This is a genomic window from Arthrobacter sp. zg-Y40, assembly GCF_020731535.1.
Lineage (GTDB): Bacteria > Actinomycetota > Actinomycetes > Actinomycetales > Micrococcaceae > Arthrobacter_B.
On the sequence record NZ_JAJFZS010000001.1, the window covers coordinates 697,863 to 724,133 of the forward strand.

General features: G+C 66.3%; 25 protein-coding genes and 1 tRNA gene. 15 read left to right on the top strand and 11 right to left on the bottom strand.

Going from position 1 to position 26,271, the window contains the following annotated elements:
- Positions 1 to 21: 21 nt before the first annotated feature.
- The 3 genes from LJ754_RS03265 to LJ754_RS03275 form a co-directional block, all read right to left on the bottom strand.
- The gene (locus LJ754_RS03265) at positions 22 to 705 is read right to left on the bottom strand and encodes an NUDIX hydrolase (protein ID WP_227925371.1); all 684 of its coding nucleotides are present in this window, start codon (positions 703 to 705) and stop codon (positions 22 to 24) included.
- Complete coding sequence (gene nth, locus LJ754_RS03270; RefSeq protein ID WP_227925376.1) at positions 702 to 1,499, bottom strand: endonuclease III; 798 nt, start codon at positions 1,497 to 1,499, stop codon at positions 702 to 704. The genes LJ754_RS03265 and nth overlap by 4 nt, the downstream gene beginning before the upstream one ends.
- A gap of 124 nt (positions 1,500 to 1,623) precedes the next feature.
- A complete protein-coding gene (locus LJ754_RS03275) occupies positions 1,624 to 2,835 on the bottom strand; it encodes a hypothetical protein (RefSeq protein ID WP_227925377.1) in 1,212 nt (403 codons plus the stop codon).
- Positions 2,836 to 3,135: 300 nt separating this feature from the next.
- On the opposite strand from LJ754_RS03275, the gene acs reads away from it, so the two are divergent.
- Positions 3,136 to 5,124: an acetate--CoA ligase gene (gene acs / locus LJ754_RS03280; RefSeq protein WP_227925379.1), complete on the top strand. Its 1,989-nt coding sequence runs from the start codon at positions 3,136 to 3,138 to the stop codon at positions 5,122 to 5,124.
- A 78-nt stretch (positions 5,125 to 5,202) separates the two neighbouring features.
- On the opposite strand, the gene LJ754_RS03285 is transcribed toward acs, so the two are convergent.
- Positions 5,203 to 5,625 (bottom strand): organic hydroperoxide resistance protein, encoded by a 423-nt coding sequence (locus LJ754_RS03285; RefSeq protein ID WP_227925381.1) that lies wholly within the window; start codon positions 5,623 to 5,625, stop codon positions 5,203 to 5,205.
- Between the two features lie 104 nt (positions 5,626 to 5,729).
- On the opposite strand from LJ754_RS03285, the gene LJ754_RS03290 reads away from it, so the two are divergent.
- The 4 genes from LJ754_RS03290 to LJ754_RS03305 all read left to right on the top strand — a co-directional run bounded on the left by LJ754_RS03290 (position 5,730) and on the right by LJ754_RS03305 (position 9,176).
- Positions 5,730 to 6,320 (top strand): TetR/AcrR family transcriptional regulator, encoded by a 591-nt coding sequence (locus tag LJ754_RS03290; protein WP_227925382.1) that lies wholly within the window; start codon positions 5,730 to 5,732, stop codon positions 6,318 to 6,320.
- Positions 6,321 to 6,384: 64 nt separating this feature from the next.
- Positions 6,385 to 7,725 carry an MFS transporter gene (locus LJ754_RS03295; RefSeq protein WP_227925384.1) on the top strand — a complete coding sequence of 447 codons (1,341 nt, stop codon included), beginning with the start codon at positions 6,385 to 6,387 and terminating at the stop codon, positions 7,723 to 7,725.
- 7 nt (positions 7,726 to 7,732) lie between these two features.
- Entirely contained in the window at positions 7,733 to 8,194 is a 462-nt protein-coding gene (aroQ, locus tag LJ754_RS03300; protein WP_227912598.1) for a type II 3-dehydroquinate dehydratase, read from the top strand.
- Positions 8,187 to 9,176, top strand: coding sequence for a DUF2332 domain-containing protein (locus tag LJ754_RS03305; protein WP_227925386.1), 990 nt, complete (start codon positions 8,187 to 8,189; stop codon positions 9,174 to 9,176). Before aroQ ends, LJ754_RS03305 begins: the two co-directional genes overlap by 8 nt.
- A gap of 69 nt (positions 9,177 to 9,245) precedes the next feature.
- Here the strand turns inward: LJ754_RS03305 and LJ754_RS03310 are convergent, their stop codons facing one another.
- Complete coding sequence (locus tag LJ754_RS03310) at positions 9,246 to 10,427, bottom strand: MarP family serine protease (protein ID WP_227912596.1); 1,182 nt, start codon at positions 10,425 to 10,427, stop codon at positions 9,246 to 9,248.
- 221 nt (positions 10,428 to 10,648) lie between these two features.
- Here LJ754_RS03310 and LJ754_RS03315 point away from each other — a divergent pair, with 221 nt between their 5' ends.
- Entirely contained in the window at positions 10,649 to 11,326 is a 678-nt protein-coding gene (locus LJ754_RS03315) for a Crp/Fnr family transcriptional regulator (RefSeq protein WP_146360700.1), read from the top strand.
- 87 nt (positions 11,327 to 11,413) lie between these two features.
- Here the strand turns inward: LJ754_RS03315 and LJ754_RS03320 are convergent, their stop codons facing one another.
- The 3 genes from LJ754_RS03320 to LJ754_RS03330 are packed head-to-tail and all read right to left on the bottom strand — an operon-like array spanning position 11,414 to position 12,955.
- Positions 11,414 to 12,325, bottom strand: a complete 912-nt coding sequence (locus LJ754_RS03320) for an NUDIX hydrolase (protein WP_227912595.1) — start codon at positions 12,323 to 12,325, stop codon at positions 11,414 to 11,416.
- The gene (locus LJ754_RS03325) at positions 12,318 to 12,800 is read right to left on the bottom strand and encodes a RidA family protein (RefSeq protein ID WP_227912594.1); all 483 of its coding nucleotides are present in this window, start codon (positions 12,798 to 12,800) and stop codon (positions 12,318 to 12,320) included. The genes LJ754_RS03320 and LJ754_RS03325 overlap by 8 nt, the downstream gene beginning before the upstream one ends.
- Positions 12,797 to 12,955: a DUF4177 domain-containing protein gene (locus tag LJ754_RS03330; RefSeq protein WP_227912593.1), complete on the bottom strand. Its 159-nt coding sequence runs from the start codon at positions 12,953 to 12,955 to the stop codon at positions 12,797 to 12,799. Before LJ754_RS03330 ends, LJ754_RS03325 begins: the two co-directional genes overlap by 4 nt.
- A gap of 35 nt (positions 12,956 to 12,990) precedes the next feature.
- Between LJ754_RS03330 and LJ754_RS03335 the strand changes: the two genes are divergently transcribed.
- The 3 genes from LJ754_RS03335 to LJ754_RS03345 all read left to right on the top strand — a co-directional run bounded on the left by LJ754_RS03335 (position 12,991) and on the right by LJ754_RS03345 (position 16,497).
- Positions 12,991 to 15,336 carry a transglycosylase domain-containing protein gene (locus LJ754_RS03335; protein WP_227912592.1) on the top strand — a complete coding sequence of 782 codons (2,346 nt, stop codon included), beginning with the start codon at positions 12,991 to 12,993 and terminating at the stop codon, positions 15,334 to 15,336.
- The gene (locus tag LJ754_RS03340; protein WP_227912591.1) at positions 15,336 to 16,292 is read left to right on the top strand and encodes a metallophosphoesterase; all 957 of its coding nucleotides are present in this window, start codon (positions 15,336 to 15,338) and stop codon (positions 16,290 to 16,292) included. The genes LJ754_RS03335 and LJ754_RS03340 overlap by 1 nt, the downstream gene beginning before the upstream one ends.
- 128 nt (positions 16,293 to 16,420) lie before the next feature.
- A tRNA-Pro gene (locus tag LJ754_RS03345) sits at positions 16,421 to 16,497 on the top strand.
- Positions 16,498 to 16,667: 170 nt separating this feature from the next.
- On the opposite strand, the gene LJ754_RS03350 is transcribed toward LJ754_RS03345, so the two are convergent.
- Both LJ754_RS03350 and purD read right to left on the bottom strand, forming a co-directional pair.
- The gene (locus LJ754_RS03350) at positions 16,668 to 17,576 is read right to left on the bottom strand and encodes a phosphoribosylaminoimidazolesuccinocarboxamide synthase (protein WP_227925388.1); all 909 of its coding nucleotides are present in this window, start codon (positions 17,574 to 17,576) and stop codon (positions 16,668 to 16,670) included.
- The gene (gene purD / locus LJ754_RS03355; RefSeq protein WP_227925390.1) at positions 17,573 to 18,895 is read right to left on the bottom strand and encodes a phosphoribosylamine--glycine ligase; all 1,323 of its coding nucleotides are present in this window, start codon (positions 18,893 to 18,895) and stop codon (positions 17,573 to 17,575) included. The genes LJ754_RS03350 and purD overlap by 4 nt, the downstream gene beginning before the upstream one ends.
- A gap of 285 nt (positions 18,896 to 19,180) precedes the next feature.
- On the opposite strand from purD, the gene LJ754_RS03360 reads away from it, so the two are divergent.
- From LJ754_RS03360 to purM, 5 genes are all read left to right on the top strand, one after another.
- On the top strand, positions 19,181 to 20,185 hold the full coding sequence (locus LJ754_RS03360) for an asparaginase (RefSeq protein WP_227912588.1): 1,005 nt from the start codon (positions 19,181 to 19,183) through the stop codon (positions 20,183 to 20,185).
- A 2-nt stretch (positions 20,186 to 20,187) separates the two neighbouring features.
- Positions 20,188 to 20,553 carry a sterol carrier family protein gene (locus tag LJ754_RS03365; RefSeq protein ID WP_227925391.1) on the top strand — a complete coding sequence of 122 codons (366 nt, stop codon included), beginning with the start codon at positions 20,188 to 20,190 and terminating at the stop codon, positions 20,551 to 20,553.
- 104 nt (positions 20,554 to 20,657) lie between these two features.
- Positions 20,658 to 20,951, top strand: coding sequence for a hypothetical protein (locus LJ754_RS03370; RefSeq protein ID WP_227912586.1), 294 nt, complete (start codon positions 20,658 to 20,660; stop codon positions 20,949 to 20,951).
- Positions 20,952 to 21,021: 70 nt separating this feature from the next.
- On the top strand, positions 21,022 to 22,587 hold the full coding sequence (gene purF, locus LJ754_RS03375; RefSeq protein WP_227925392.1) for an amidophosphoribosyltransferase: 1,566 nt from the start codon (positions 21,022 to 21,024) through the stop codon (positions 22,585 to 22,587).
- Positions 22,584 to 23,699: a phosphoribosylformylglycinamidine cyclo-ligase gene (purM, locus tag LJ754_RS03380; protein ID WP_227925394.1), complete on the top strand. Its 1,116-nt coding sequence runs from the start codon at positions 22,584 to 22,586 to the stop codon at positions 23,697 to 23,699. Before purF ends, purM begins: the two co-directional genes overlap by 4 nt.
- A gap of 148 nt (positions 23,700 to 23,847) precedes the next feature.
- Here purM and LJ754_RS03385 read toward each other — a convergent pair whose 3' ends face one another.
- Positions 23,848 to 24,081, bottom strand: coding sequence for a DUF3073 domain-containing protein (locus LJ754_RS03385; protein WP_227912583.1), 234 nt, complete (start codon positions 24,079 to 24,081; stop codon positions 23,848 to 23,850).
- Between the two features lie 276 nt (positions 24,082 to 24,357).
- Here LJ754_RS03385 and LJ754_RS03390 point away from each other — a divergent pair, with 276 nt between their 5' ends.
- On the top strand, positions 24,358 to 26,181 hold the full coding sequence (locus LJ754_RS03390; RefSeq protein ID WP_227925395.1) for a septum formation family protein: 1,824 nt from the start codon (positions 24,358 to 24,360) through the stop codon (positions 26,179 to 26,181).
- Positions 26,182 to 26,271 lie beyond the last annotated feature (90 nt).

Genomic DNA, 26,271 nt, shown 5'->3' on the forward strand with positions numbered 1-26,271 from the left:
CACCGTGTCATCGGCGGTGCATCAGAGCGCCGGAACAACCTCACGGGTTTCGTCCCACGGCTGCGTCCATCCCAATTCGTCCAGCACGCTGGAGAGGATGATGCCGGTGAATCCCCAGACCAGCACTCCGCCGACCAGGAACGCGGGAGTGCGGGGCGCACCCTTGCGGCCCGGGAGGACGGCCATGCGCCGGTTGTCCGGATTCAGCAGGTCAGCGACAGGTACCCGGAAAACCGACGCCGACTCCCCGTAGTCCACCACATCCACCGGGGTGGGTTTGTCCCACCAGCCCAGGACGGGGCTGACCAGGAAGTTGCTGACCGGCAACCCGATGGCAGGGAGCTCGCCGAGTACGCGGACGCCTGCCGGATCGAGCCCGGTTTCTTCCTCCGCTTCGCGCAGCGCGGCATCCACCGCGGTGGCGTCGGCGGCGTCCACGGAGCCGCCCGGGAAAGCCACCTGCCCCGGATGGTCGCTGAGTGTAGCCGCCCGCTCAATCAGCAGTACGTCCAAATCGTCCGGAACGGCGTCGGCGGAGAAGTCCGCAGGCCTGTCATCGAGGACCCCGAAAAGGATCAGCACGGCAGCCGGGCGTGCCGTGGCAGGGTCCACACTGCGTTGCAGCAGCTCCATGTCCGCGTTGAAGGACGTTTTCCCGGCGGCTACCGCAGCGGCCAGCGCCTCGAGGTCAGCGCGTGCACTCATGCTTCAAGCCCGAAGCCGGCGGCCCGCAGCTGGGCACGGGTCTCGGCCGCCATCATGCGGGCATGCAGTTCCTCGCGTCCGGGCGCCAATTCGTACTTCAGCAGTTTGCGGGCCTTGTCCGGGTCTGTCTCGCCCTCCCCGTAGGAAGGGCAGAGCTGTGCGACGGCGCAGGCACCACAGGCGGGTTTCTTGGAATGGCATACCCGCCGGCCGTGGAAGACCACCCGGTTGGACAACGGCGTCCAGTCCTTCGGTTCGAACAGGGCTGCCACGTCCTCCTCTACCTTCACCGGGTCCTTCGACATCGTCCAGCCGAAACGCCGCGCCAGGCGGCCAAAGTGGGTGTCCACCGTGATGCCGGGAATGCCGAAGGCGTTGCCCAGCACCACGTTGGCAGTCTTGCGGCCCACACCGGGCAGGGTGACCAGATCCTCCAGCCGGTCCGGCACTTTGCCGTCAAACTCGTCCACCAGCTTGGTGGACAGTGCCTTGACGCTGGCAGCCTTGGCGCGGAAGAAGCCGGTGGGCCGGATAATCTCCTGCAGGTCCGCCTCGTCCGCTTCCGCCATGGCCCGCGCGTCCGGGTACCGGCCAAACAGGACAGGGGTGACCGCGTTGACCCTGATGTCCGTGGTCTGCGCGGAAAGCACCGTGGCAACCAGCAGCTCAAACGCGTTGCTGAAGTCCAGTTCGGCCACCGCGTAGGGGTAAACCTCGCCTAGCAGCCGGTTGATCCGCCGTGCCCTCCGCTTCAGTGCAAGGAGGGACGGATCGCTGCCGGTTGCCTTTGCCAATGCCTGTTGTCCTTCTGCTGACGGTTGAAATGCCGGTTGCGGGCCGCTGCCGGGCTAGGTGACCGGGAGCTGGCCCGGTTTCCGGCCCTGCGGGGTGCACCGCAGGGCCGGAAAGAACCGCTGGTTACTGTTCGGCGTCGACACGCTCGATGTTGCTCAGGTCGCGCAGTACGCCGATGCGGCCGGTGCGCTTGTCCTGGACAAGGAATTCATCGCCGCGGTCTTCCAGTCCCAGTTCCCAGTCACCGGGGTGGAACATGAACAGGGGCAGTCCTGTGCGTTCGTCAACAATCTGGCGGGGGGTTCCTACAGCGAACCAGAACGCTTCCACCACGGCTTCGGACTCGTCGCGGGTAGCGGTGATGGGCTCAGCGGGCTCGTCCGCGGCAGCTCCGGCAGCGGGATTTTCAGCGGCGGGGTTTTCGCTCTCGCGAACCACCGGGTTCACCGTGGTGGCGGCCAGGGGTTCCTGCCGGCTGCTTTCCGGGGTTGGAGCCTGGGCGGCCGGGTGCGCATCCTGGGCGGCCTGAACGTTGTCGGCGGGGCGTGCGGTCTGCGGCGCCGCTGCGGAAGCGCCAGCGGCGGCACCTGCGACAACCCCTCCTCCGGCGGCAACAGCAGGTCCCTGCTGGGCTTCGGCTTGGTGCGCTGCACCGGCCTGGCCGGTTCCGGCGTCGCTGCGGCGGATGGGGTTGGTGAACCGGCGTGCTGCGGGGGCTTCAGCCTTGGGCCGTGCCGGGCGGGCGCGAAGCGGCAGCGCTTCACGTGCCATGGGGGCCGCGGTGCGCTCGGGACGGCCTTCGAACTCCTTGGCGAAGAACGGCAGGTGCGGGGCGAGTGTGGTCGCGGCCACCAGGCCCAGGGAGCCGATGAGGGCGATCAGCGGACCGACGGCGAAATCGGTAACGGTCTGGATAAAGAAGAACGCGAGCGCCAAAACAGCAACCACGGAGGCGAATTGGTCCAGGGACAGCGAACCGACCCGGGGCTTTGTGCCCGGAGCAAGCCGGCGGCCGGCGAAAAGCCCGGCAACAACCAGCGGCAGCAGGATGCCGATACCCAGGAAGAACAGGGAGAACCCGTTCCAGAGGTTGAAGTCCTCTTCGAACCTGAGTGAGCTGACGGTAAAGAACGGGAGGATGCTGCCCACGAGCATCACCAGGACAGATCCGCCCACTACGGTGTCACGCAGGCTGAACGGGCCGAACAGTGCTTCCTGGCCCCCGGCATCGGCGGTACCGGGACGTGCCCGCCCTCCCGCGGCCGTGGACTGCCCGTCGGCGTGCGAAGCGTCGGCCATGCCGCGGGTCTCATTCTCAACAGGGGGGTTGTTCATACTGATCTCCATTCACGACCACCACCGCAGCACCGGTGGACGGGCCGCCGGGAACGGTAGGCCGCATTTACGGTACAAAGGCGGTTGCTTCCTTCCCTCAGCCTAATCAACGACGGCGAGGCAGACTAGCCGAGTGGCGGCGCGCCCCGGGGCAGTGACATACCGCTCACCGCATTTTCACGCCGTTTTGCAACTGTTTGTGTGAGCCCGGACACAGCCCTTCGAAACCGGCGATAGTGTGGATGGCAGCCGGCACCATTCCCCTGGTGCTGGATTTCTGCGAAGTGAAAGGGTTCAAACATGTCTGATCAGTCCCCTGCGAAGAAGCACGGTGACGCCTTCGAGAACCTTCTGCACGAACGCCGGAGCTTCCCGCCGAGTGCCGAATTTGCCGCGTCTGCGGTGGCCCAGCCGTCCCTCTACGAGGAAGCAGCAGCGGACGGTCCCGCCTTCTGGGCCCGGCAGGCACGCGAATTGCTGTCCTGGGACAAGGATTTCGACCAGGCACTGGACTTCAGTGATGCCCCCTTCGCCAAGTGGTTCGTAGGCGGAGAGCTCAACGCCGCATACAACGCCCTGGACCGGCATGTGGAAGAAGGCCGGGGCGAGCGTGTTGCCATCTATTTCGAGGGTGAGCCCGGCGATACCCGGACCTACACGTACGCCCAGCTGACCGAAGAAGTGAAGAAAGCGGCCAACGCCTTCGAGTCCCTCGGCGTGGCCAAGGGCGACCGGGTGGCCGTCTATCTCCCGATGATTCCGGAAGCAGTCATCACCATGCTGGCCTGCGCGCGGATCGGCGCGGTGCATTCAGTGGTGTTCGGAGGTTTCTCCGCTGACGCCCTGCGCAGCCGGATCGACGACGCGGAAGCCAAGCTTGTGGTGACTGCCGACGGCTCCTACCGCCGGGGCAAGCCCAGCATGCTCAAGGGCGCCGTTGACGAAGCCCTCGCAAGGCCGGGCCATACGGTGGAAAACGTAGTGGTGGTCCGCCGCAACGCAGAGCCGGTGCAGTGGAACGACGGCCTGGACCAGTGGTGGCACGACGTCGTGGACACCGCGGATACCGAGCACACCGCAGTGCCGCATGACTCCGAGCATCCACTGTTCATCCTGTACACCTCCGGCACCACGGGGAAACCCAAGGGCATCCTGCACACCACCGGCGGGTTCCTCACGCAGACCGCCTTCACCCACCTCAACACCTTTGATCTGCACCCGGAAACGGACGTGTACTGGTGCACCGCGGACATCGGCTGGGTCACCGGCCACAGCTACGTGGCTTACGCTCCGCTGATCAACGGCGCCACCCAGCTGATGTACGAGGGCACACCGGACACGCCGCACCAGGGCCGCTGGTGGGAACTGGTGGAGAAGTACAAGGTATCCATCCTGTACACCGCCCCCACCGCCATCCGTACCTGCATGAAGTGGGGCCGGGATATTCCGCAGAAGTACAACCTGGATTCCATCCGGGTGCTGGGATCGGTGGGCGAACCCATCAACCCCGAAGCATGGATGTGGTACCGGCAGGTCATCGGTGCCAACGGCGGCAAAAAGGAAAACCCGGCGCCGATCGTGGATACCTGGTGGCAGACCGAAACCGGGGCGCACATGATCGCACCCATGCCCGGCGTCACGGCCACCAAGCCGGGCTCCGCGCAGGTAGCCGTGCCGGGCATCTCGGTGGACGTGGTGGATGAAATGGGGAAGCCGGTGCCCAACGGATCCGGTGGCTTCCTGGTCATCAAGGAGCCGTGGCCGGCCATGCTGCGCGGCATCTGGGGAGACCCGGAACGGTTCAAGGAGACCTACTGGTCCCGGTTCGACAACATGTATTTCGCGGGTGACGGCGCGAAGAAGGACGAGGACGGCGACATCTGGCTGCTGGGCCGGGTCGATGACGTGATGAACGTTTCCGGGCACCGGCTCTCCACCACGGAGATCGAATCCGCCCTGGTGAGCCATCCCTCGGTTGCCGAGGCCGCCGTCGTCGGTGCGGCCGATGACACCACGGGTGAGGCCGTGGTCGCCTTTGTTATTCTGCGCGGCAGCGCCCAGGACGACGACGACATTGTCACCACCCTGCGCAACCATGTCGGCAAGGAAATCGGGCCGATCGCCAAGCCGCGGCACATCCTGGTGGTTCCCGAACTGCCCAAGACCCGCAGCGGCAAAATCATGCGCCGCCTGCTCAAGGATGTGGCCGAGGGACGCGAAGCCGGTGATTCCAGCACGCTGGCGGATAACACTGTGATGCAGCAGATCGCCGAATCCCTGCGCAGGTAAACCCTTCCGACGGCAAAACACAGCAGGTGCCCTCCCCGGACCGGGGCGGGCACCTGCTGTGTTGAGGAGCGGGTTGGACTAGCCGACGGTGACGTCGAGCTCCACCTCGATATTGCCCCGCGTGGCGTTGGAGTAGGGGCAGACCTGGTGGGCTGCCTGGACCAGTTTGTCCGCGGTTGCCTCGTCCACGCCGGACATTTCCACGTGCAGTGCGACGCCGAGCTTGAAGCCGCCTTCTTCCTGCTTGTAGATGCTGACGTCGGCCGTGACGGCAGCATCTGCAATGGGGGCCTTCTCCGCACGTGCAATCATCTTCAGCGCGGACAGGAAGCATGCGGCGTATCCCGTGGCGAAGAGCTGTTCGGGGTTGGTTCCCTCGCCGGAGCCGCCCATCTCGGTTGGGGTGGAGAGATTGACCTCCAGCTTGCCGTCGCTGGTGCGGGCTTCTCCGTTGCGTCCGTCGCCGGTAGCGGTGGCAGCAGCTGTGTACAAAGCACTCATGGGAACTCCTTATGTGGGGAAAGTCTGTAGGATCAAGGTAGACTAACTAGTACGTCTACCGCAAGTAATGCCGGCCGAATACCGTGAAGGAAGAGGGGAAAGCAATGGGCACGCAACCGTCAGGGGTACGCGAGCGGATCCTGGGCAGTGCTTCGAGCCTGTTCTACACCGAGGGCGTGCGGGCCGTGAGCGCGGACAAGATCATTGCTGCTGCAGGCACCACCAAAGTGACTTTCTACCGGTATTTCCGCTCCAAGGATGATCTGGTGGTGGCGTACCTGCAGGAGCAGTCCGCAGGAATGCAGGAGCGGGCCGCAGCCCTTGACCCGGACCCCTGCACGGGCCTGCGCCAGCTGGCAGAAGTGATGGGAACCGAGGCCTGCTCCCCCGGCTTCCGCGGGTGCCCTTTCATCAATGCCGCGGCTGAGTACCCGGACCCGGAGCATCCCGTCCGCATGGTCATTACAGGGCACCGTGCGTGGCTGCATTCACTTGTGGCCGGCCGGCTGCGCCTGCTCGGCGTGCAGGAGGCGGACAGCCTGGCCGACCAGTTGCTGATGCTGCGCGACGGCGCCATGGTGCACGGATATGTGGAGGACGGAACCGCCGTCGGGCCCGCACTGGCGGCAGCCGGCGAGGCACTGGTCCTGCCCCGGATCACTGCGGGAAAACCCAAACCCGAGGCCCAGGTATGACGCCAATGTGACCTTCGCCTCACGGGCTTGGGAAAAGCGGCGCCGGATAGGAGAATTCCTTCTCGTGTCTACTTCACTCGCACCGGCCGCACCTGCCGGACCACACTCTTCCAAGATGGCCCGCAAGGTAGCGGGGGCGTCCTTTATCGGCACGGCCCTGGAGTCCTATGACTTCTATGTCTTCGGCACCGCGGCCGCACTGATCCTGAACCGGATTTTCTTCCCGGAAGTGGATGCAGCAACAGGCGTCCTGCTGTCCTTCCTGTCCCTGGGCATGGGCTTTATTGCCCGGCCGGTGGGCGCCATCCTCTTCGGGCACATCGGAGACCGGGTGGGGCGCAAGACCTCGCTGATTTGGACCATCATCCTGATGGGTGTCGCCACCGGTGCGGTTGGCCTGCTGCCGGACTACAACACCATCGGCATCTGGGCGCCGCTGCTGCTGGTGCTGCTGCGCCTGCTGCAGGGCCTGGCCGTAGGCGGCGAGTGGGGCGGGTCTATCCTGATCGCCACCGAACATGCAGCTCCGCGCAAGCGCGCCCTCTACGCGGCCATTCCCCAGATCGGCTCTCCGGTGGGGACCATCCTGGTTACCGGCATCTTCCTGCTGCTGGCGCAGGTTTCGGACGAGGCCATGGTGGCCGGGGTATGGCGCATTCCCTTCCTGCTGGCCTTCCCCTTCATGGGCATTGCCCTGTACCTGCGCCTGGCCATTGAGGAGACCCCGGTATTCAAGGGCGTCGAGAAGGCACACCAGGTAACCCGGGTCCCGTTGCTCGAGGTACTGCGCACACAGTGGGCAGCAGTGCTGGTTGCTGCTGCCGCCGCCCTGCTGGGCATCGGCTCCTACTTCCTGATGACTACCTACACCCAGTCCTACGGAACCAAGATCCTGGGACTGTCGGAATCCACTGTCCTGAACGCTGCGCTGGTCGGATCGGTGCTCCAGCTGGCTACCATCCCGGCCTTCGGCTTCCTGGCCAACCGCATCGGCTCCGCCCGGATGGTCATGGCCGGTGCCGTCGCCACCTTGGTGATCTCCTTCCCGCTGTACTTCATCATCAGCAACGCCAACACCCCGGTCTACATCCTGACCATCCTGATCGGCGGGATAGCTCCAACGGCGGCCTGGGCCGCACTGGGCGGACTCATGGCCGACCTGTTCCCGGCCCGGACCGGCTTCACGGCCCTGTCCCTCGCCTACAGCATTGCCGGCATCCTCTCCGGCTTCACCCCCTCCGTCACCCAGGTATTCTCCAATGCAACCGGCGCCGCCTGGTGGCACCCCGGCGTCGTACTGGCGCTGATGTCCCTGATCACCATCGCGGGCGCGCTGGCGGCGCGTCACATGACGCAGCACAACACGGCTGCTGCGCCGCAGAAGACAGGATCCGCTCCGGCATAGTTAAGCCATGACTACTGCCGGCACACGCAACATCCTGGTCCTCAACGGCCCCAACCTGAATCTCCTGGGCACCCGTGAACCTGGAATCTACGGGCACTCCACGCTGGCGGATGTGGAGGCTGCGGCCATGGCTGCAGCCTCCTCCCGCGGCTGGAGCGTGGACTGTGTGCAGTCCAACCATGAGGGCGACCTGATCGATGCCATCCACGCGGCACGGGGCACAGCTGCGGGCATCGTCATTAATCCCGCGGCCTACAGCCACACCTCGGTAGCCATCGCGGACGCCCTCTCCGCCGTGGAACTTCCCGTGGTGGAGGTACATCTCAGCAACATCCACCGTCGCGAGGAATTCCGGCACCACTCCTTCGTCTCCGCGGTAGCCTCCGTGGTGATCTGCGGCGCAGGTATCAGCGGCTACCGCATGGCTGTGGAGTACCTGGCGGAGTCGCTGGAGCCGGAGCGTGGCTGAGGCCCCGTCAACGGCGCAGCGGTATGCGCGCTTCGCCCGCTACGAGGCCCGCGGCGCCTCGGAAGTCTACGAGCAGTGGTGTGAGGAAATCAGCCGGGACGCCAAGGTGCTGGAGCTGATTGACGGGCTTCCCCGGGTCAAGCGCCAACCCAACCTCGTGCTGGCCGCTGCCCGCAGCCGGGGCGCGGAAGCCGGCACTTACAGCGGGTTCCGCGCTTTCCTGCTCCAGGACTGGGACGGTATCCGCGACGTGATCCTGCGGCGCAGCACGCAGACCAACGAGCCGCGCCGCTGCGCCGTCCTCCTGCCGTCGCTGGCACGGATCGCCCGGGACGAGGGACGCCCGCTGGCGTTGATCGAGGTTGGTGCGTCCGCGGGTTTGTGCCTGTATCCGGACCGATACGCCTACCGGTACGACGACGGCGCCGTCATCAACGGTCAGGGCCGGGACAACTGGGTACTGGCGTGCCGGACCACCGGCAATCCCCCGCTGCCGTCGTCGGTGCCGAACATCATTCACCGGTCCGGAGTGGACCTTAATCCCCTGGACCCGGCCGATCCGGCCGACCTCGCTTGGCTGGACGCCCTGATCTGGCCGGGCATGGATGAACGCCGCCGGCTGCTGGGGGTTGCGGCCGAAGCAGCGGCACACTCCCCTGCCCGGATTGTGCGCGGCGACTTGAATGCCGAGATTGCCGGACTGATTGAGGCTGCGCCGGCCGAGGCCGCCGTCGTTGTTTTCCACACAGCGGTCCTGGCCTACCTGCCGGAGGGCGACCGGGAAATTTTCCGCGACACCATTTTCAGCTGCCTCGGCGTTCCCGGCCGGCCGGTGCACTGGCTCTCCAATGAGGGCCTGGGCGTGATGCCGGGACTTTCCGCTCCGCCCGGTTCCGCGGATCCGGGTTTGTTTGTGCTGCACCACAACGGCACGCCGGTGGCGCGGACCGGCCCGCACGGCCAGTCCCTGGACTGGCTGTGACCGGCACGGCCGGAGGGCGCGGTTAGCCTGCGGCTCCGTTATGCGCGTGGCGTTCGGTTGGGGCCGCCGCTACTTGGCGGTGCAGGACCCGGCGGAAACGGCCTTGCTGAAGCCGGGGGCGTCCTCAATGACCGGGCCCACCTCGGCAAGGGACAAGGCATAGCCGATGGGCTGGTCCCCGGTGGTTTTGGCGAAAATGACTCCCGCCACCTGCCCGTCAATGTCCAGCAGCGGTCCGCCGGAATTGCCCTGCTGGACGTTCGCTGCCAGCGTGTAGACCTCCAGCACCTCCGGTGAGGTGCCGTAGATGTCACGCACGGCTACCTCGGAAAGCCCTTCGACACTCGCTGCCTGGAGCCGGAAGGGCCCGCCGGCGGGGTAACCGGCGAAGGCGGCCGTAGTGCCGTCCGGCAGCGGGGCGCCTACCGGGATGGGCGCCGCGTCCAAGTCATCCACGGCGAGCACGGCGAGGTCGCGGGCCGCGTCGAAGTACACCACCCTGGCCGGCAGGACGGACCCGTCGGGAACCTCCACTACCGGCTCGTTGACGCCGGCCACCACGTGGGCATTGGTGACCACCCGGTCATCCGCCACCACAAACCCGGATCCCGTCTGGTTCTGTCCGCACTGGTAGGCCGTACCTGTGATCTTCAACACGGAAGCCGAAGCCTTTTCCAGTGCTGCCGAGCTGACTTCCGCGCTGGGCGGCACCGCCGTTTGCGGCGCCGCACTGTCCAGGATGGTCGGCAATCCCTCGGAGACCGTAAAGGAACGGATCTGCGCACTCCACGTCTTGACCTGTTCAGGAGTGCCGTCATCAATCGCATTGAGCACCTTGGACCCGGCAATCTGCTGGGATAGGTACGGCACGCCAAGCGTCGTGACGCTGAAGGCCAGCATGGCCATCACCAGGGCCGCAACAACCAGGTTCGCGGCCCCGCCAAGCAGCCGGTCCAGGACCCGAAGAGGCGGGAAATTCAGCCACCGCCGGATCATTCCGCCCAGCGCCGCACCAGCCGCATGCCCTATCAGGACAAGGATTACGGCGGTGGCGATCACCACTGTCAGCCGCCAGCCGTTGTCCGGCACCCATCCCGCTACGAGGGGGATGGCGAAGAACGCGGCCACGGCGCCGGCAACGAATCCAACGATTCCTCCCAGAGTCACCACCAGCCCGTTGCGCAGCCCTGCCACCAGGTAAAAAAGCAGGACAAGGAGCAGGACGATGTCCAGAAGTGTCAATCCGAGCACTAAAAGCTCCAAAAGGGGGTTCGGGCGGCTCGACGGGGGTTGGCCGCTGCGTTTGACGAGTTTATCCGTACAACCTGAAGAACCCGTTACCGCTTCTTCGGAGCCGTGCGTGGGCCTGCTCTCTTTTTCTCATCCATAGGCGAACAAACGTGCTTCAGGTGTCACTGGCGCGTGACGTGCGGCAAGATAATAGGTAGAGAACACTATTTACAGGAGATTTCATGGATATCGAGGTACTGCGCCGCGCGCCGTTGTTCGCCTCTCTGGGAGACGACGTATTCGCCGCTCTGACCGAAGAGCTCACTGAGGTCGACCTTTCCCGCGGGGCCTCCGTTTTCCGCGAGGGCGATCAGGGCGACCAGCTCTATTTCATCGTCTCCGGAAAAATCAAGCTGGGCCGTTCAGCCCCCGACGGGCGGGAGAACCTGCTGGCTATCCTCGGCCCGGGTGAGCTGTTCGGGGAGATGGCACTGTTTGATCCCTCCCCGCGCAACGCCACGGCAACTGCCGTCTCGGAGACCCGGCTTGCCGGTCTTCGGCACGAGAACCTGCGGGCATTGATCGAGACCCGCCCCGAGGTTTCCGTCCAGTTGCTCCAGGCCCTGGCACGCCGCCTGCGCCGCACCAACGAGTCGCTGGCCGACCTCGTTTTCTCCGACGTTCCGGGCCGTGTGGCCAAGGCGCTGCTGGATCTGGCGGACCGCTTCGGCCGTCCGGCCACGGACGGCATCCTGGTAGCCCACGAGCTGACGCAGGAAGAACTGGCCCAGCTGGTTGGCGCCTCGCGTGAAACCGTGAACAAGGCCTTGGCTGAGTTCGTCCAGCGCGGCTGGCTGCGCCTGGAAGCACGCGCAGTGGTCATCTTGGACGTCCAGCGGCTGCGGCAGCGTTCGCGCTAGGCAGTTGTAGACGCCCTAAAACGCAGGAGATACAGGAACGGCGCCGGACCCCTATGGGGGCCGGCGCCGTTGCTGTATCCGGCAGCATCAACGTCCGTGCGCAGAAGATCCTTCAGCGGCGCCGCCGGGATTCACGGCCAGGCGCGGTTCGCCGTCCACTTCCACCAGTTCCGGCCGGTAGACCGCAGCGGGCCGCCTGCTGGACAGGTAGGCGATGCAGCCGCGTGCCGAACCGACCTTTTCAAGGGTGATTTCGACGGCGGGAACCACCAGTTCGCCAAGGGTCAACCCCTGCGTATCCGGACGCCCGATTTCGTCGCCCAGGGCCGTGGTGTCGCGTGCGGCGACCACGTCGGCAGCAGCTTTCCACCCGGCCCATACGCCCTTGCCCTCCAGCAGTGTGGCGTCCTGGCCAACCGGAGCAATGGCGGCGAAGTAGCGGGTGTCGAAACGGCGCAGGGCAAAGTCTGCGCTGTGCCAGTTGGAGAGCGGACGCAGCAGGTCCGTCCGCAGCCCAAGGCCCCGCTTGCCGAGCAGTTCCAGGAAAGAGGCATCCTGGGCGGCGATGGCGGTGCGGGCCGCCATCCACTCCGGGCCTCGGTTGCTTTCCAGCAGGGTGGCTTCATCCGGGCCGGCCAGCAGGACTCCGGTTTCCTCAAACAGTTCCCGGATGGCCGCTACTACGTGCCGGCGGGCCAGCCGGGAATCGTCGATCCCCATCGACTTGGCCCAGGCGGCGGGCGCAGGCCCGAACCAGGTGGCCTGCGCGTCGTCGTTCTCTTCCACGCTGCCGCCCGGGAAGGCGACCTTGCCCAGCGGGGACTCGCCCCGCCGGTAGGAGAGGTACGTTTCAGTACCGCGCGGGGAGTCCCGCAGCAGCACCACCGAGGAGGCCAGGCGCGGTTTGCGCGGCGTCCGGTCGGAGCGTTCGAACCAGCTTTGGGCCGCTACCCGCTGATCGGGCGCGACCGGGAAGAGCCGGATAGTCGAGTTAGGCAAATTCCACGATCATTTCTACTTCGACGGGCGCATCCAGCGGCAGGACGGCAACGCCGACGGCGGAGCGCGCGTGGGTTCCGGCCGCACCGAATACCTTCCCCAGAAGCTCCGAAGCGCCGTTCACAACGGCTGGCTGGCCGGTGAAGGAAGGGTCCGAAGCAACATAACCGACAACTTTCACGACGCGGCTGATGCGGTCAAGATCACCGATCTGCGCCTTTACCGCCGCCAGTGCGTTGATGGCACAGATCGCTGCGTACGACGCGGCGTCCGCCGGATCCACCTCTGCACCCACCTTGCCGGTTGCCGGAAGCGTCCCGTCCACGAACGGCAGCTGGCCGGACGTATGGACGAGGCTGCCGGTGATTACCGCCGGGACATAGGCAGCCACCGGAGCTGCGACATCGGGAAGGGTCAGGCCCAGCTCCCTCAGCCGGATCTCAACGGCCGATACTGCACCGGCAGCGGCGCTCACTGGCCTTTTTCGCGTTTCATATAGGCAACGGAACCCGTGCCGTTGGGCGCGGCGGCAATCTGCACCAGCTCCCATCCTTCGTCCCCGTGCATATTCAGGACCTGCCCGGGCGTGTGAAGCGGAAGTGGTGTAATGAAGTATTCCCATTTGGTCATAAGGGAAAGCGTAACGTGCTTGTAGACTGTCTCGCATGGCAGCACGCAAATCACCGTTCTTCGACACGGCGACCACACTCGGAAAGCTCGTCGCGTTCTTCGGCATCAGTGCTCTTTGCGGAGTCCTGGCAGCCGGTCTCCTGGTTCCGGCGGCCGCGGCAGCCGGCACCGCCGCTTCCGGCTCCATTCAGTTCTTCGACCAGCTCCCCTCGGAGCTGCAGCGCGGAGCCCTGGCCACGCCGTCCAAGATCTATGCCAATGACGGCTCGCTCATCGCCACTCTCTATGACGAGAACCGCCAGCCGGTGACCCTGGACCAGGTCTCGCCGAACATGGTGAATGCTGTCCTGGCCATCGAGGATGACCGGTACTACGAGCACGGCGGCGTGGACCTGCAGGGCATCATCAGCGCACTGGTCTCCAATGTCACCAACGACACCACGCGCGGTGCCTCCACCATCACCCAGCAGTACGTAAACAACGTCATCATTGACACCAATCGGCAGAACGACAAAGAAGTCGTTTTCAGCGGCAACAAGGACTACGGCGACAAGCTGCGGGAAATGAAGCTGGCCATTGCGGTGGAGAAGGAGCTGAGCAAGGACGAAATCCTTGAGGGCTACTTCAATATTGTTCCCTTCAGCGGCACCACCTACGGCGTCCAGGCGGCGGCACGGTACTTCTTCAATGTTGACGCCAAGGACCTGACCATCCCGCAGGCCGCCCTGCTGGCCGGCGTCGTCAACGGCACCACGTACTACAGCCCGGAACAGAACCCGGAACGCTCCCTGGAGCGCCGCAACCTGGTGCTCGAGCGCATGCTGGAAACCGGCCGCATCACGCAGGAAGAACACGACGCAGCCGTAGCCACCGGGCTGGACCTGAACGTGACCCCGGTCTCCAGCAACTGCGTGGGTGCTGCCCAGGCCCCTTATTTCTGTGACTACGTCACCCGGCTGATCACCAACGACCAGGCCTTCGGGGATACCCCCGAGGACCGCGAGAAGCTGCTTCAGCGCGGCGGCCTGGAGATCAAGACCACCCTGAACGCCACGTTCCAGAACGCGGCGCAGACTGCCATTAACGAGACTGCCAACCCGGATTCCACCGACGCCGAGATCGGCCATTCCATGGTTAGCGTGGAGCCGGGGACGGGCAAGATCCTGGTCATGGCGCAGAACACCCGGTACACGCCGGAACTTGCGCCCGGCAACTCGGTCCAGAACTTCAATGTGGACGTCTACCAGGACGGCGACAAGTCCAAGTACCTCAACGGCCTGGGCGGCTTCCAGCCCGGCTCGACGTACAAGCCCTTCACCGTTGCTGCGTGGCTTGATTCGGGCAGGACCCTGAACACCACCCTGAACGGCTCCAAGCGGACCTACCCCGTGGGAACCCGCTGGAACGCCAGCTGCTACGAGGGCGGGGCCTACGTCAGTACGGACCCGTGGACCCCCATCAACTACGGCGACAAGAACTACAAGACCACCACTGTGCTGGACGGTCTCGCCAACTCGTACAACACCATCACGCTGGCCGAGGCCCGCGAGATCGACCTGTGCAAGTACCAGCAGATGGCCTTTGCCGCCGGCGTCCACAACGGCAAGGGTGAGGAAGGCAAAGAAGAGATGCTCTCCGTGGACCCGCCGTCGACCTTCGGCGGCGGCGGCGACGCCTCGCCGCTGTCCATGGCCACCGGTTTTGCGACGTTCGCTGCCGAGGGTCTTATGTGCAAGCCAATCGCCCTTGAATCGGTGACCGGCGCCGACGGCACCGAGTACCCGGTGCCGGAGCAGTCCTGCTCGCAGGTAATGCGCAAGGAAGTTGCCCAGGGCGTCAACGTGGCCACCCAGCGGGTTATGACCAACGGCTCGGGCCTGAACCTCCAGGTAGGCGTCCCCACGGCCGGCAAGACCGGTACCAACGACTACCGTTCGCAGACCTGGTTCATGGGTTACAGCACCGGCATGGCAACCGCGTCATGGATCGGCAACTGGAAAGCCAACAACACCACCATGTCGGACAAGCTGATCGGCGGCCGGGTCTATCCCGAAATTGACGGTTCGTTGATTGCCGGCCCGTCGTGGAAGAACTTCATCCAGCGCATTGCCGGACAGTACACGGCGAATCCGTTCACCGCTCCGCCTGCCAGCATCATGGGCGGCGGGCAGCCGAAGGCAACGGTCCCGGCTCCTCCGGCAGCCCCCGCGGCTGACAAGGACACGCCCGCTGCTCCTGCACCTGCTGCTCCTGCTCCCGGGGGTGACGGCACCGGCAACAACGGTGGTGGAAACGGTGGTGGAAACGACGGCGGCAACAACGGCAACGGCAACGGCGGCAACCCGGGCGGCGGTGGCGGCGGCGCCGGAGGGAACGGTTAGTGTCCGCTTTTCCCCTCGCGTCAACGGCACGGAAAGCGGCTTGGCTGGCCGGGGGCGTCGCTGCGAGCGGCGCCTCTGCGCTGGCCTACGGCTGCTTCATTGAACGCAACCTCTTCAGCGTCCGGGAGGAGACCGTCAGGGTCCTTCCGGCTGGAAGTGCGCCCTTGCGGGTCCTGCACCTTTCCGACATCCACTTTGTTCCCGGCCAGGACCGCAAGGTCCGCTGGCTGCAGGGGCTGGCGGACCTGGAGCCGGACCTGGTGGTGAACACCGGTGACAACCTCAGCCATCTCCAGGCAGTGCCTCCGGTGCTGGAGGCGCTCAAACCGGTGATGCGGTTCCCGGGAGTGTTTGTGCCGGGGTCAAACGACTACTACGCGCCCGTGCTGAAAAACCCGTTCACCTATTTCACCGGGCCGTCCAAGCACAAGCGGACCCCGGACGAACTTCCGTTCGGCTCCCTCTTCGGGGCGTTCCGCGAAGCCGGCTGGCGGGACCTCACCAATACCGGCACCGTTATGGACCTGGCCGGTCTGCGCCTGAACTTCTCCGGTGTGGACGACCCGCACCTCAAACGCGACCGGTACCAGGGCTTCCGTGACCTTGACGACGCCGACAGCACCGGCGGTACGGCGGTACCGGCACCCGAAGTAAAGATCGGCGTTGCCCACGCTCCGTACCAGCGGGTGCTCAACCAGTTCACCGGTGGTGGAGCCGACATTATCCTGGCCGGCCACACGCACGGCGGACAGGTGTGCATTCCCGGGTACGGCGCCCTCGTCAGCAACTGCGACCTGCCCACCTGGCAGGCCAAAGGCCTCACGTCGTGGGCCCACGGGGGACGCCGGGTTCCCCTGAATGTCTCCGCAGGCATCGGAACCTCCCGGTTCGCTCCGGTGCGGTTTGCCTGCCGCCCCGAAGCGGTCCTGCTAACCCTCACGGCCCGCGACTCCTGACCGGCGCAGGCCCGGAAAACCGGCCTCCGGCGGGGGCAGCGGAGGCCGGTTTCGCAGAATCGGGGTTTGTCTAGTATCCTTGTAAAGTTGCTTCGCGAGGTGGTCAAAGACCTTCGAAACAATGGTTACGGGGTGTGGCGCAGCTTGGTAGCGCGCGTCGTTCGGGACGACGAGGTCGCAGGTTCAAATCCTGTCACCCCGACCAGCAAGGCTCCGGTCAGAGAAATCTGACCGGAGCCTTTGTCGTTAAGCGGGGCCTTTGTCGTCAAGCGGAGCCTTTTGCGTTAAGCGGAGCCTTTGGCGTTTGAGCGGGCTTTCTTGCGAAAAGCGGCAGCTGCCGGCGCCCTGCGGCTGCAGGGCACCGGCCGGACGCTCCTACACGAACGCTTTGCCCGTCAGCCGCTCGTACGCCTCAACGTAGCGGGCGCGGGTGCGTTCCACGACGTCGTCCGGCAGCGCCGGGGGCGGGGTGTCCGATGCCTTGTCCCAGCCGGAGGCGGGCGAGGTAAGCCAGTCCCGCACATACTGCTTGTCGAAGGAGGGCTGTGCCTGTCCCGGGGCGTACAGGGCCGCGTCCCAGAACCGGGAGGAGTCCGGGGTCAGTATTTCATCGCCCAGGGTGACTGTCCCGGTTGCCGGATCCAGGCCAAACTCCACTTTGGTGTCAGCCAGGATGATGCCGCGTTCCCGGGCGATGGCCTCGGCCCGGGTATAGATGTCCAAGGTCAGCGACCTCAGCTGCTCCGCCGTCCCGGCACCCACTGTATCCACCACGGCCTCGTAGGTGATGTTCTCGTCGTGCTCGCCCTGTTCGGCCTTGGCGGACGGCGTGAAGACCGCCGGCGCAATCCGGGATCCGTCAACCAGTCCGCCCGGCAGCGGCAGCCCGCACACGGTCTGTGAAGCGCGGTACTCTGCCAAGCCTGAGCCGGTCAGGTAGCCGCGGGCAATGCATTCCACCGGGTACATGTCCAGCTTCCTGCAGATCATTGCCCGCCCGGCAACCGCCTCCGGGATGCCCTCGTCCGCGGACAGGACGTGGTTGGGCACCTCGGCCAGCTGCTCGAACCACCACAGGCTCAGCTGGGTCAGGATGCGGCCCTTGTCCGGGATAATGCTGGAGAGCACATGGTCATACGCGCTGATCCGGTCCGAGGCCACCACCAGGACCCGGCCGTCCCCGGTTTCCTCCGCCTCGCCGATGGGCACATAGAGATCGCGGACCTTCCCGGAATAGACGTGCCGCCAGCCCGGCAGCTCGGGCGCCGAGCCCAGCCCGCTCATGCCAGGTCCCCTTCAATGGCTGCTTCCGGCCGGGCGCCGGCACTGCCCTCGGGCACCTGCACTTCCCCCCGCGCGGCCTTCAACGCAATGTCGGTGCGGTGCTGGGAGCCCTCCAGCCGGATGAGGTCCACTCCCGCGTAGGCACGCTCCCGTGCGGCGGCCAGGTCCTCCCCCAGTCCGACGACGGCGAGCACCCGGCCCCCGGCGCTGCGCACCTTGTCCTTCTTCAGCCGTGTCCCGGCGTGCAGCACGTGTACGCCGTCAAGCCGTTCGGCCTTCTTCAGGCCGCGCACCCGGTCACCGGTACGGGGCGCGTCCGGATAGTTTTCGGCGGCAACCACGACGGCGACGGCCGGGCGCGGGTCCCACTTGAGCTGTTCCATGGCGTCCAGTTCGCCCTTGGCTGCTGCCATCAGCAGTCCGCCCAGCGGTGTCTTCAGCCGGGCGAGCACGGCCTGCGTTTCCGGGTCCCCGAAGCGGGCGTTGAACTCGATGACCCGCACCCCGCGGGTGGTCAGCGCCAGGCCGCAGTACAGGACGCCCACAAAGGGGGTGCCGCGGGATGCCATTTCATCGATGGTGGGCTGGGCAACCCGGTGGACCACGTCATCGACGAGCCCGGCAGGTGCCCAGTCGAGCGGCGAATAGGCGCCCATGCCGCCGGTGTTGGGTCCGGCGTCGTCGTCGAACACGCGTTTGAAGTCCTGGGCGGGTGCCAGCGGCACCACGTGCCGGCCGTCCGAGAGGACAAAAAGGGACACTTCGGGACCGTCCAGGAACTCCTCGATGACCACGCTCCCGCCGGCGTCGAAGCAGGCCCGGGCATGTTCGAGTGCGGCATCCCGGTCCGCCGTCACCACCACGCCTTTGCCTGCGGCCAGCCCGTCATCCTTGACCACGAAGGGGGCGCCGAAGGTGTCAAGGGCATCCGCGGCTTCATCCGCCGTCTTGGCCACCCGGGCCATGGCGGTGGGGACGTTGGCCGCCGCCATGACCTGCTTCGCGAAGGCCTTGGATGCTTCCAGCTGCGCAGCGGCGCGGGAGGGGCCAAAGACCGCGACACCGGCCTCCCGCAGGGCGTCGGCCACCCCGGCGGCAAGCGGCGCCTCGGGGCCGATCACCACCAGGTCTGAGCCGAGGGAGAGCGCGAGCTCCGTCACGGCCTGCGGATCAGCAGCATCCACGAGGTGCACGGGAACCAGCTGCGCAATACCGGCGTTGCCGGGGGCTGCGTGGACCTCGCGGACATACGGGTCGGCTAAGAGGGATCGGACAAGGGCATGTTCGCGGCCGCCTGGGCCAACAACGAGTACCTTCACAGTAGTTCAGGGTACTTGCTGGCATCGGACCCCCGAAAGCAACTCCCCCACATGACGCGCCGGCCCCTGAGTCCACCTGCCTGCTACCTATTTGCGCTTCGCGGGTACCCGCATGCGTGGGCACCATTGCAGGTAGCCGGCACCCGTCCGATAGTGGAACTGCGGCAGGCGCCGCAGGCAGCGCACTCCGCGGACCGGCGGGGGGCAGCAAGATCGACGGCGGTGCCGGGGCCGTCATCGCCGGCTTGCCCCCCGCGGACTCCGCACCCGCTTAGACTGAATGGCATGCCTGCAACTTTTACCGCGTCCGACGCCGTTGAACTGGCCGTACTTGAGCGCAACGGTTTTATTGAATCCCGCCACATCGGCTCCGCCGTCGTAATGGCCGGCGACGGGACCGTGGTCACCGAACTCGGCGACATCACTTCCCCCATCTTTCCGCGCTCCACGCTGAAGCCGTTCCAGGCTGTGGCCGCCATGCAGGCCGGAGTCCCGTTGCGCGGTGCGCAGGTGGCACTGGCCGCGGCGAGCCACGTGGGCTCGCGCGAGCACATGGACGTGGTGCGCGGGATGCTGTCCGCGGCCGGCGTCACCGAAGGCCACCTGCAGTGTCCCGAGGACTGGCCACAGGACACCGAGGCCCGCAACGAACTGATCCGGGAGGGCAAGGGGCCGCAGCGTCTGGCCTTCAACTGTTCGGGCAAGCACGCCGCGTTCCTGTGGGCCTGCACCGAGAACAACTGGGACCACGCCACCTACCTGGATCCCCGGCATCCACTGCAGCAGCGCATTGCCGAAGTGATCGAGGAATTCACCGGCGAGACCGTGCAGCACTGGGCCGTAGACGGCTGCGGCGCGCCGTTGGCCGCTGTGTCCCTGACCGGGCTCGCACGCGGCATCGGGCGGCTGGCCAAGGCTCCGTCCGGCAAACACGGCAACGCCCGTGCCGCTACCGTGGCCACCGCCATGCTGGACTACCCGTGGGCTGTCCACGGGCACGGCCGGGAGAACACCATTGTGATGGAAGACCTGGGCATCATCGCGAAGAACGGCGCCGAGGGCGTTCTGGTGCTGGGCACCGAGACGGGCGCCTCGGTGGCCCTGAAGATGCTTGACGGCAGCACCCGCGCCGCCTCGCTGGTGGGCCTGACGCTGCTCGCTGCCAGCGGCGCGGTGGATCCGCTGGCCGTGGAGAAGGTCCTGGCAAAAATCATGCAGCCGGTGCTGGGCGGCGGACGCCCGGTGGGCAGCCTCCGGCTGGGCGCACCCGTCACCGCACTGCTGGGCTAGCGGTGGCACGGCGCCGGATCACCGCCGAGGACGGACGGTCTGCCCTGCGGGCCGCCGCCGGCGGCGGAGCTGACCGCAACACCACCGCCACTGCGGTGCGTTACGCCTTGGAGGAACTCGCTGCCCGCGCTCCGGGCAACAGCGTGGAGGTACGGGTTCCGCCGTTTGGTGTTACGCAGTGCGTGGCCGGGCCGCGGCATACCCGCGGCACCCCGCCCAACGTCATCGAGACCGACGGCGCCACCTGGCTTGCGCTGGCCACCGGGCAGCAGACCTGGGCCGACGCCGTCGCGGCCGGGAAGGTCGCAGCATCCGGGCTGCGCGCCGACCTTGCGGACGTGCTTCCGCTGTTCCCGGCCAGCCGCTAGGCCTGCAGCCGGGCCCCCGCGGCCCAGCCGGGTCCTCCCGTCCAGCGCCGGGTTGTTAAGCGCCTGGAACGCGGCCGGGTGTTTACGGCCGGTAGAATCGAAGCATGCAGCACACCCCCGAGCGCCGCGAGATCACGGTCCGCCGCGCCCCACGCTTTGTCCCTTTTATGGCGCTGGGAGTGATCGCCGGATTCATTGCCGCCATTGTTCTCGCCTACGGCGGCCCGGAGGATCCCGAGTTCACCCGCTCCGCGACGCTGGGCTTCTTCACCATGATGTTCGCTATGCCGGGCCTGGCGCTGGGCGCCCTGCTGGCCCTGCTGCTTGACTGGCTCAGCGTGCGCAAGAGCCGCCGCGCCACGGTGGAGGGACTGGATTCCGGCGAACCGGAGAGCTAGCGAACAGCGGCATGCGTAACGTTGCGCGCATACGGACGTGAGGCATCTATCAGCGTGAGACAATGCTCTCATGGCACGCGGAGACGGACAGCTTTCCCATGATCTACTGCCCGGCGAAAAAGGCCCACAGGATGCCTGTGGAGTCTTTGGCGTCTGGGCCCCCGGCGAAGAGGTAGCAAAGCTTACCTATTACGGGTTGTACGCGCTACAGCACCGGGGGCAGGAATCGGCGGGCATCGCCACAAGCGACGGCAACCGCATCAGCGTCTACAAGGACATGGGCCTGGTCTCACAGGTCTTTGACGAGACCACGCTCAACACCCTCGTGGGGCATATCGCCGTCGGGCACTGCCGGTATTCCACCACCGGCGCGTCGCACTGGGCCAATGCCCAGCCCACTCTGGGCGCCACCGCCGCCGGCACCGTGGCCCTGGCGCACAACGGCAACCTGACCAACTCCGCTGAACTGTATGAACTGATCATCGAACGCGAGGGCCGGCCCCGCTCCGGGGAAATAGCCCAGGGAAACACGTCAGACACCGCTTTGGTCACCGCCCTGCTCAACGGCAGCGACGGCCGCTCCCTCGAAGACACGGCCATGGAACTGCTGCCCAAACTGCGCGGCGCGTTCTCCTTCGTGTTTATGGACGAAGGCACGTTGTACGCGGCACGCGACACCTACGGGGTTCGCCCCCTGGTCCTCGGCCGGCTGGAACGCGGCTGGGTGGTGGCTTCGGAAGGTTCCGCACTGGCCACCGTAGGCGCCAGCTTCATCCGGGAAATCAAGCCCGGTGAATTCATTGCCATCGACGATAACGGCGTCCGCAGCCGGACTTTCGGGCAGCCGACGCCCGCCGGCTGCGTCTTCGAATACGTCTATCTGGCCCGTCCGGACGCCACCATCGCCGGACGCTCCGTCTACGAATCCCGCGTTGAGATGGGCCGCCAGCTGGCCCGGGAACACCCGGTGGAAGCAGACATCGTGATCCCGGTGCCGGAGTCGGGCACACCCGCCGCCGTGGGATACGCCGAGGAATCGGGCATCCCCTTCGCCCACGGCTTCGTCAAGAATTCCTACGTGGGGCGGACCTTCATCCAGCCCAGCCAGACCCTGCGCCAGCTGGGCATCAAGCTCAAGCTCAATGCCCTGGAATCAGTGATCCGCGGCAAGCGCGTGGTGGTGGTGGACGACTCGATTGTGCGCGGCAACACCCAGCGAGCCATTGTTCGGATGCTGCACGAAGCCGGCGCCGTGGAAGTCCACGTCAAAATCTCCTCACCGCCGGTAAAGTGGCCGTGTTTCTACGGCATCGATTTCGCATCCCGCGCCGAGCTCATCGCCAATGGAGCCGCCGTGGAGGAAATCCGGGCGTCCATCGGTGCGGACAGCTTGGCCTACATCTCCGAAGACGGCATGATCGGGGCAACCCGCCAGCCGCGGGAACGCCTGTGCACGGCCTGCTTCACCGGCGTTTACCCCATCGAGCTGCCCTCCGCGGACCGGCTGGGCAAGAACCTCCTGGAAGCGGACCCCGGGAACCCTGCGGAGAGCAGCGGGGCCAACGGCTGTGACCCCGGCCCGGACAGCGAATACGAGAACCTGCTCAACGATTCCGAAAAGAAAGAGGCCGTATGAACGCGCCCGACACCTCCATCACCTACGCCTCCGCAGGGGTGGACGTTGAAGCCGGCGACAAAGCCGTTGAACTGATGAAGGCCGCGGTGAAGGCCACACACAATTCCTCGGTCCTCGGCGGGGTGGGCGGTTTCGCCGGGCTCTATGACGCATCCAAACTGCTGTCGTACACCAAGCCGCTGCTGGCGACGTCCACGGACGGCGTGGGAACCAAGGTGGCCATTGCCCAGGCGCTGGACATCCACGACACCATCGGCTTCGATCTGGTGGGCATGGTGGTGGACGACATCGTCGTGGTCGGCGCCGAGCCGCTCTTTATGACGGACTACATCGCCTGCGGCAAGGTGGTGCCGGAGCGGATCGCCGGCATTGTCCGCGGTATTGCCGCCGCCTGCGAGGTGGCCGGCACGGCCCTGGTGGGCGGGGAAACCGCCGAACATCCAGGACTGCTGGGCGAAAACGAGTACGACGTCGCCGGTGCCGCTACCGGTGTTGTCGAAGCGGACCGGCTGCTGGGCCCGGACCGGGTGCGCCGCGGCGACGTGGTGATCGGGATGGCTTCTTCCGGAATCCACTCCAACGGCTATTCCCTGGTCCGCCGCGTGATCAACCACGCCGGCTGGCAGTTGGAACGCCAGGTCTCGGAACTGGGCCGGACACTGGGCGAAGAACTGCTCGAGCCAACCCGCGTCTACGCGGCAGACTGCCTGGATCTGGCCCGGTACGACGCAGCCGGTGTGCACGGCTTCAGTCACGTGACCGGCGGCGGACTGGCCGCCAACCTGGCCCGGGTCCTGCCCAAGGGGCTGCAGGCCACAGTGGACCGCTCCACCTGGGAACTCCCGCCGGTGTTCAAGCTCATTGCCGAACTGGGCAACGTGCCCCAGCCGGACCTGGAACGCACCCTGAACCTGGGCGTGGGCATGGTGGCGATTGTGGACGCTGGCGGCGCCGATGCCGCACTGCGGCGGCTGGCTGCATTGGGAGTGCCCGCCTGGGTGATGGGCAGCGTGGGCGACGCCCAGGCGCCGGACGGCCCCGACGTCGACTTCGTCCAGGGCGCCAAGGGCGTGGACGGCGGAGTGGTGCGGCTGGTCGGCAGCTACGCCTGACGAGACAGCAAGGCGGCCCCGGACCGCCCGGTCCGGGGCCGTTCTGCGTCCGGCCGCCCGGCAAGCGCGGCGTTAACGCCAATCAGCGGACCCACCAGAAGGTGGTCCGCTGAAAGGATGGCAATTGGCCAACGTATTGAGGCTGCCGCTAGCCTGCGCGGCGATTGCCCTCATCATCGTCATCGTCGCCAAATTGATCCGCGTACTTATCCTCGTACGCCGAGTAGTCCGGCTCAGCCGGCTCCTCGGGATATCGACTGGATGGACGGCTCGTCGGTCCAGAAAGCTCACGCTGGAGCGCCGAGTAGTCCGTGGCAGGGGTGAAGTACTTCATCTCCCGTGCCTGCTTGGTTGCTTTTGCCTTTTGACGGCCGCGCCCCATGGCGTGACCCCCTTTTTGCGTCGATCCGGAGGCGGGTCGTTCGGGCAGATGAACGAGGCCTCGGAATATTTGGTCAATTTGTCGTAAGTACAGATTACATGTTTTCCCGCCGCCTTGTGCCCCCTGCAGTTCCGTCCGGGCTGCCCCGGGAGCACATCAGGCCGGCCTCCCCTGCACCTGCCCCTGCGCCGCCCCCCGAATATTGGCTAAAGTCAGGGGTAGATACAGTTTTGGGGCGCATCACAGCGCCACCTACAGGGAGGACCACCGTTCACCATGAGCGATCAGAAAAATACACCGGGGGCGGACTCTCCGCTACCGGGGGGGGCAGGAAACCCCACTGCTTTCCCCGATCTGAGCGCGCATTCGGACTCCCCTGCCTGGCTATCCGCCGACGGAAGCCACGACACAGGCCTGTGGGAGCGCACTTTCGCCGACAGCAGCGGTGCTGTCCGCACGGGCGCGCAGCCGGCCGAACCAGCCGACGCCGATGCCGATGAGACGCCGGGGAAAGCCGATGAGGCACCGGGAAAAAAGACTGCCGTTGCAACGGCTGTGGGTGCCGTCCTCTCCCGCCTGGCGGACAGGGCAACACGAGCAGGGAAGGGCGCCGACAGTTCAGAGGCGGTTGCCGGTACCGGGTCCCCCGAGTCCGCAGAACGTGCAGAACGTGCAGAACGTGCAGACGATGACACTGTGCCCGCAGAGGCTGCAGACGATGACACTGTGACTGCAGAAGGTGACGCTGTAGCCGCGGAATCCGCACCCGAGCATGACGCCGTGCATGCGGAGGGCGCTGATGCTGACTCCCAGTCAACCGAAAGCGCCGGCGACAACCCGTCCGCCGAAAGTTCCGGCGTCGAAAGCACCGCGGACGAACCCGGGGACATGGAGGACGACGTGGAACTGCCGCCGGAACCGGTGGTAGTGGCCCCCGAGGAGCTGGAGCTGGAAGAGCCGTCCCTGGCCGAACCGGCACTGAGCAGTGACGCGGTGGAGGCCGCCGAGCTTGAGGACGTGGCTTCCGAAACAGCCGCCGTGGAGGCCAATGCCGCCGAAGCGGGCCGGCTTTCCGGTCTCGAGCCCGCTCCTGCCGGCGCAGAGATTCGGGTTGACCCCGCAGCTGAAGAAGCAGCCGAAACGGACCCCGAAGCCCCCGACGCGGCGCAGGCAGGACCGGGCTCGCCGGAGACCGGACGCGAAGAACCCGCGGCCGAAGAAGCCGTAGTTGAAGAACCCGCAGCTGAAGAAGCTGCGGTCGAAGAACCCGCGACTGAGGACACCGAGGAAGGGGCTGGGGAAGCCCCATCCGAAGCCCGGTCCCACGCCGGGCCAGAGGATGCACCCGGCCTGCTGCACGGAATCAATGCAGCGGCGCCCGTGACGGATGCCTTGCCTGCGCAGGACAAGGCTGAAGCCGAAGACACACCCGAGCCGGAGCCAACAACGGCTTCGGTTCCGACCGGCGATACCCGCCGTTCCCGCCGTCTGGCGGAAAGCCAGGCTGCTGCCGCTGCCGCCGGCGCCGCACGGAAGCCTAAAGCAGACGCCACGGGACAGACGCCGGCAGTTGAGGAGCCGGGTGCCCCGGCACCGGCCCCCGCAACCGCAGCAGGTCCGGCCAAGGGCGCAGGCAGACGCAACACCAAGCTGCTGCTGGTGATCGGCGGCGTAGTCCTGGCCGCCGTCGTTGCCATCCTCCTGGTGGTCTTCGTCTTTAACGGCAAGGGCGAAGGGGTGGTCAGCGAAAACGTCAGCCCCGTGGACCTGGAAGCCGGCGCCTGCCTGCAGGACTGGGAGGACGTGAACTCCACTGCCGACGTCGTCACCTGCGAGACTCCGCACGACGCCCAGCTGGTGGCATCGGAGCGGTTCGAGGGCAGCGACGACTTCCCCGGCACAGCCGCCCTGGAAGACCGGGTAAACGAGGTGTGCGCCGCCGTGGACTACGCCGATAGCGCCTCGTCCTACCCGGATCTCAAGGTCGCCAAGTCCATCCCCACGGAGCAGACCTGGTCCAACGGAGACCGCCGGCTGGACTGCTTTGTATTCAGCCCCGAGGGCCAGGAACTGACGGAGTCCCTGATCCGGACCAACTAACCGGCAGCAACAAACAAACAAACAAACGAACGGCGTGGGGGGGGGGGGCGGCCGCCGCCCCGCCCGCGGGGGGGTGGGGGGGGGGGGGGG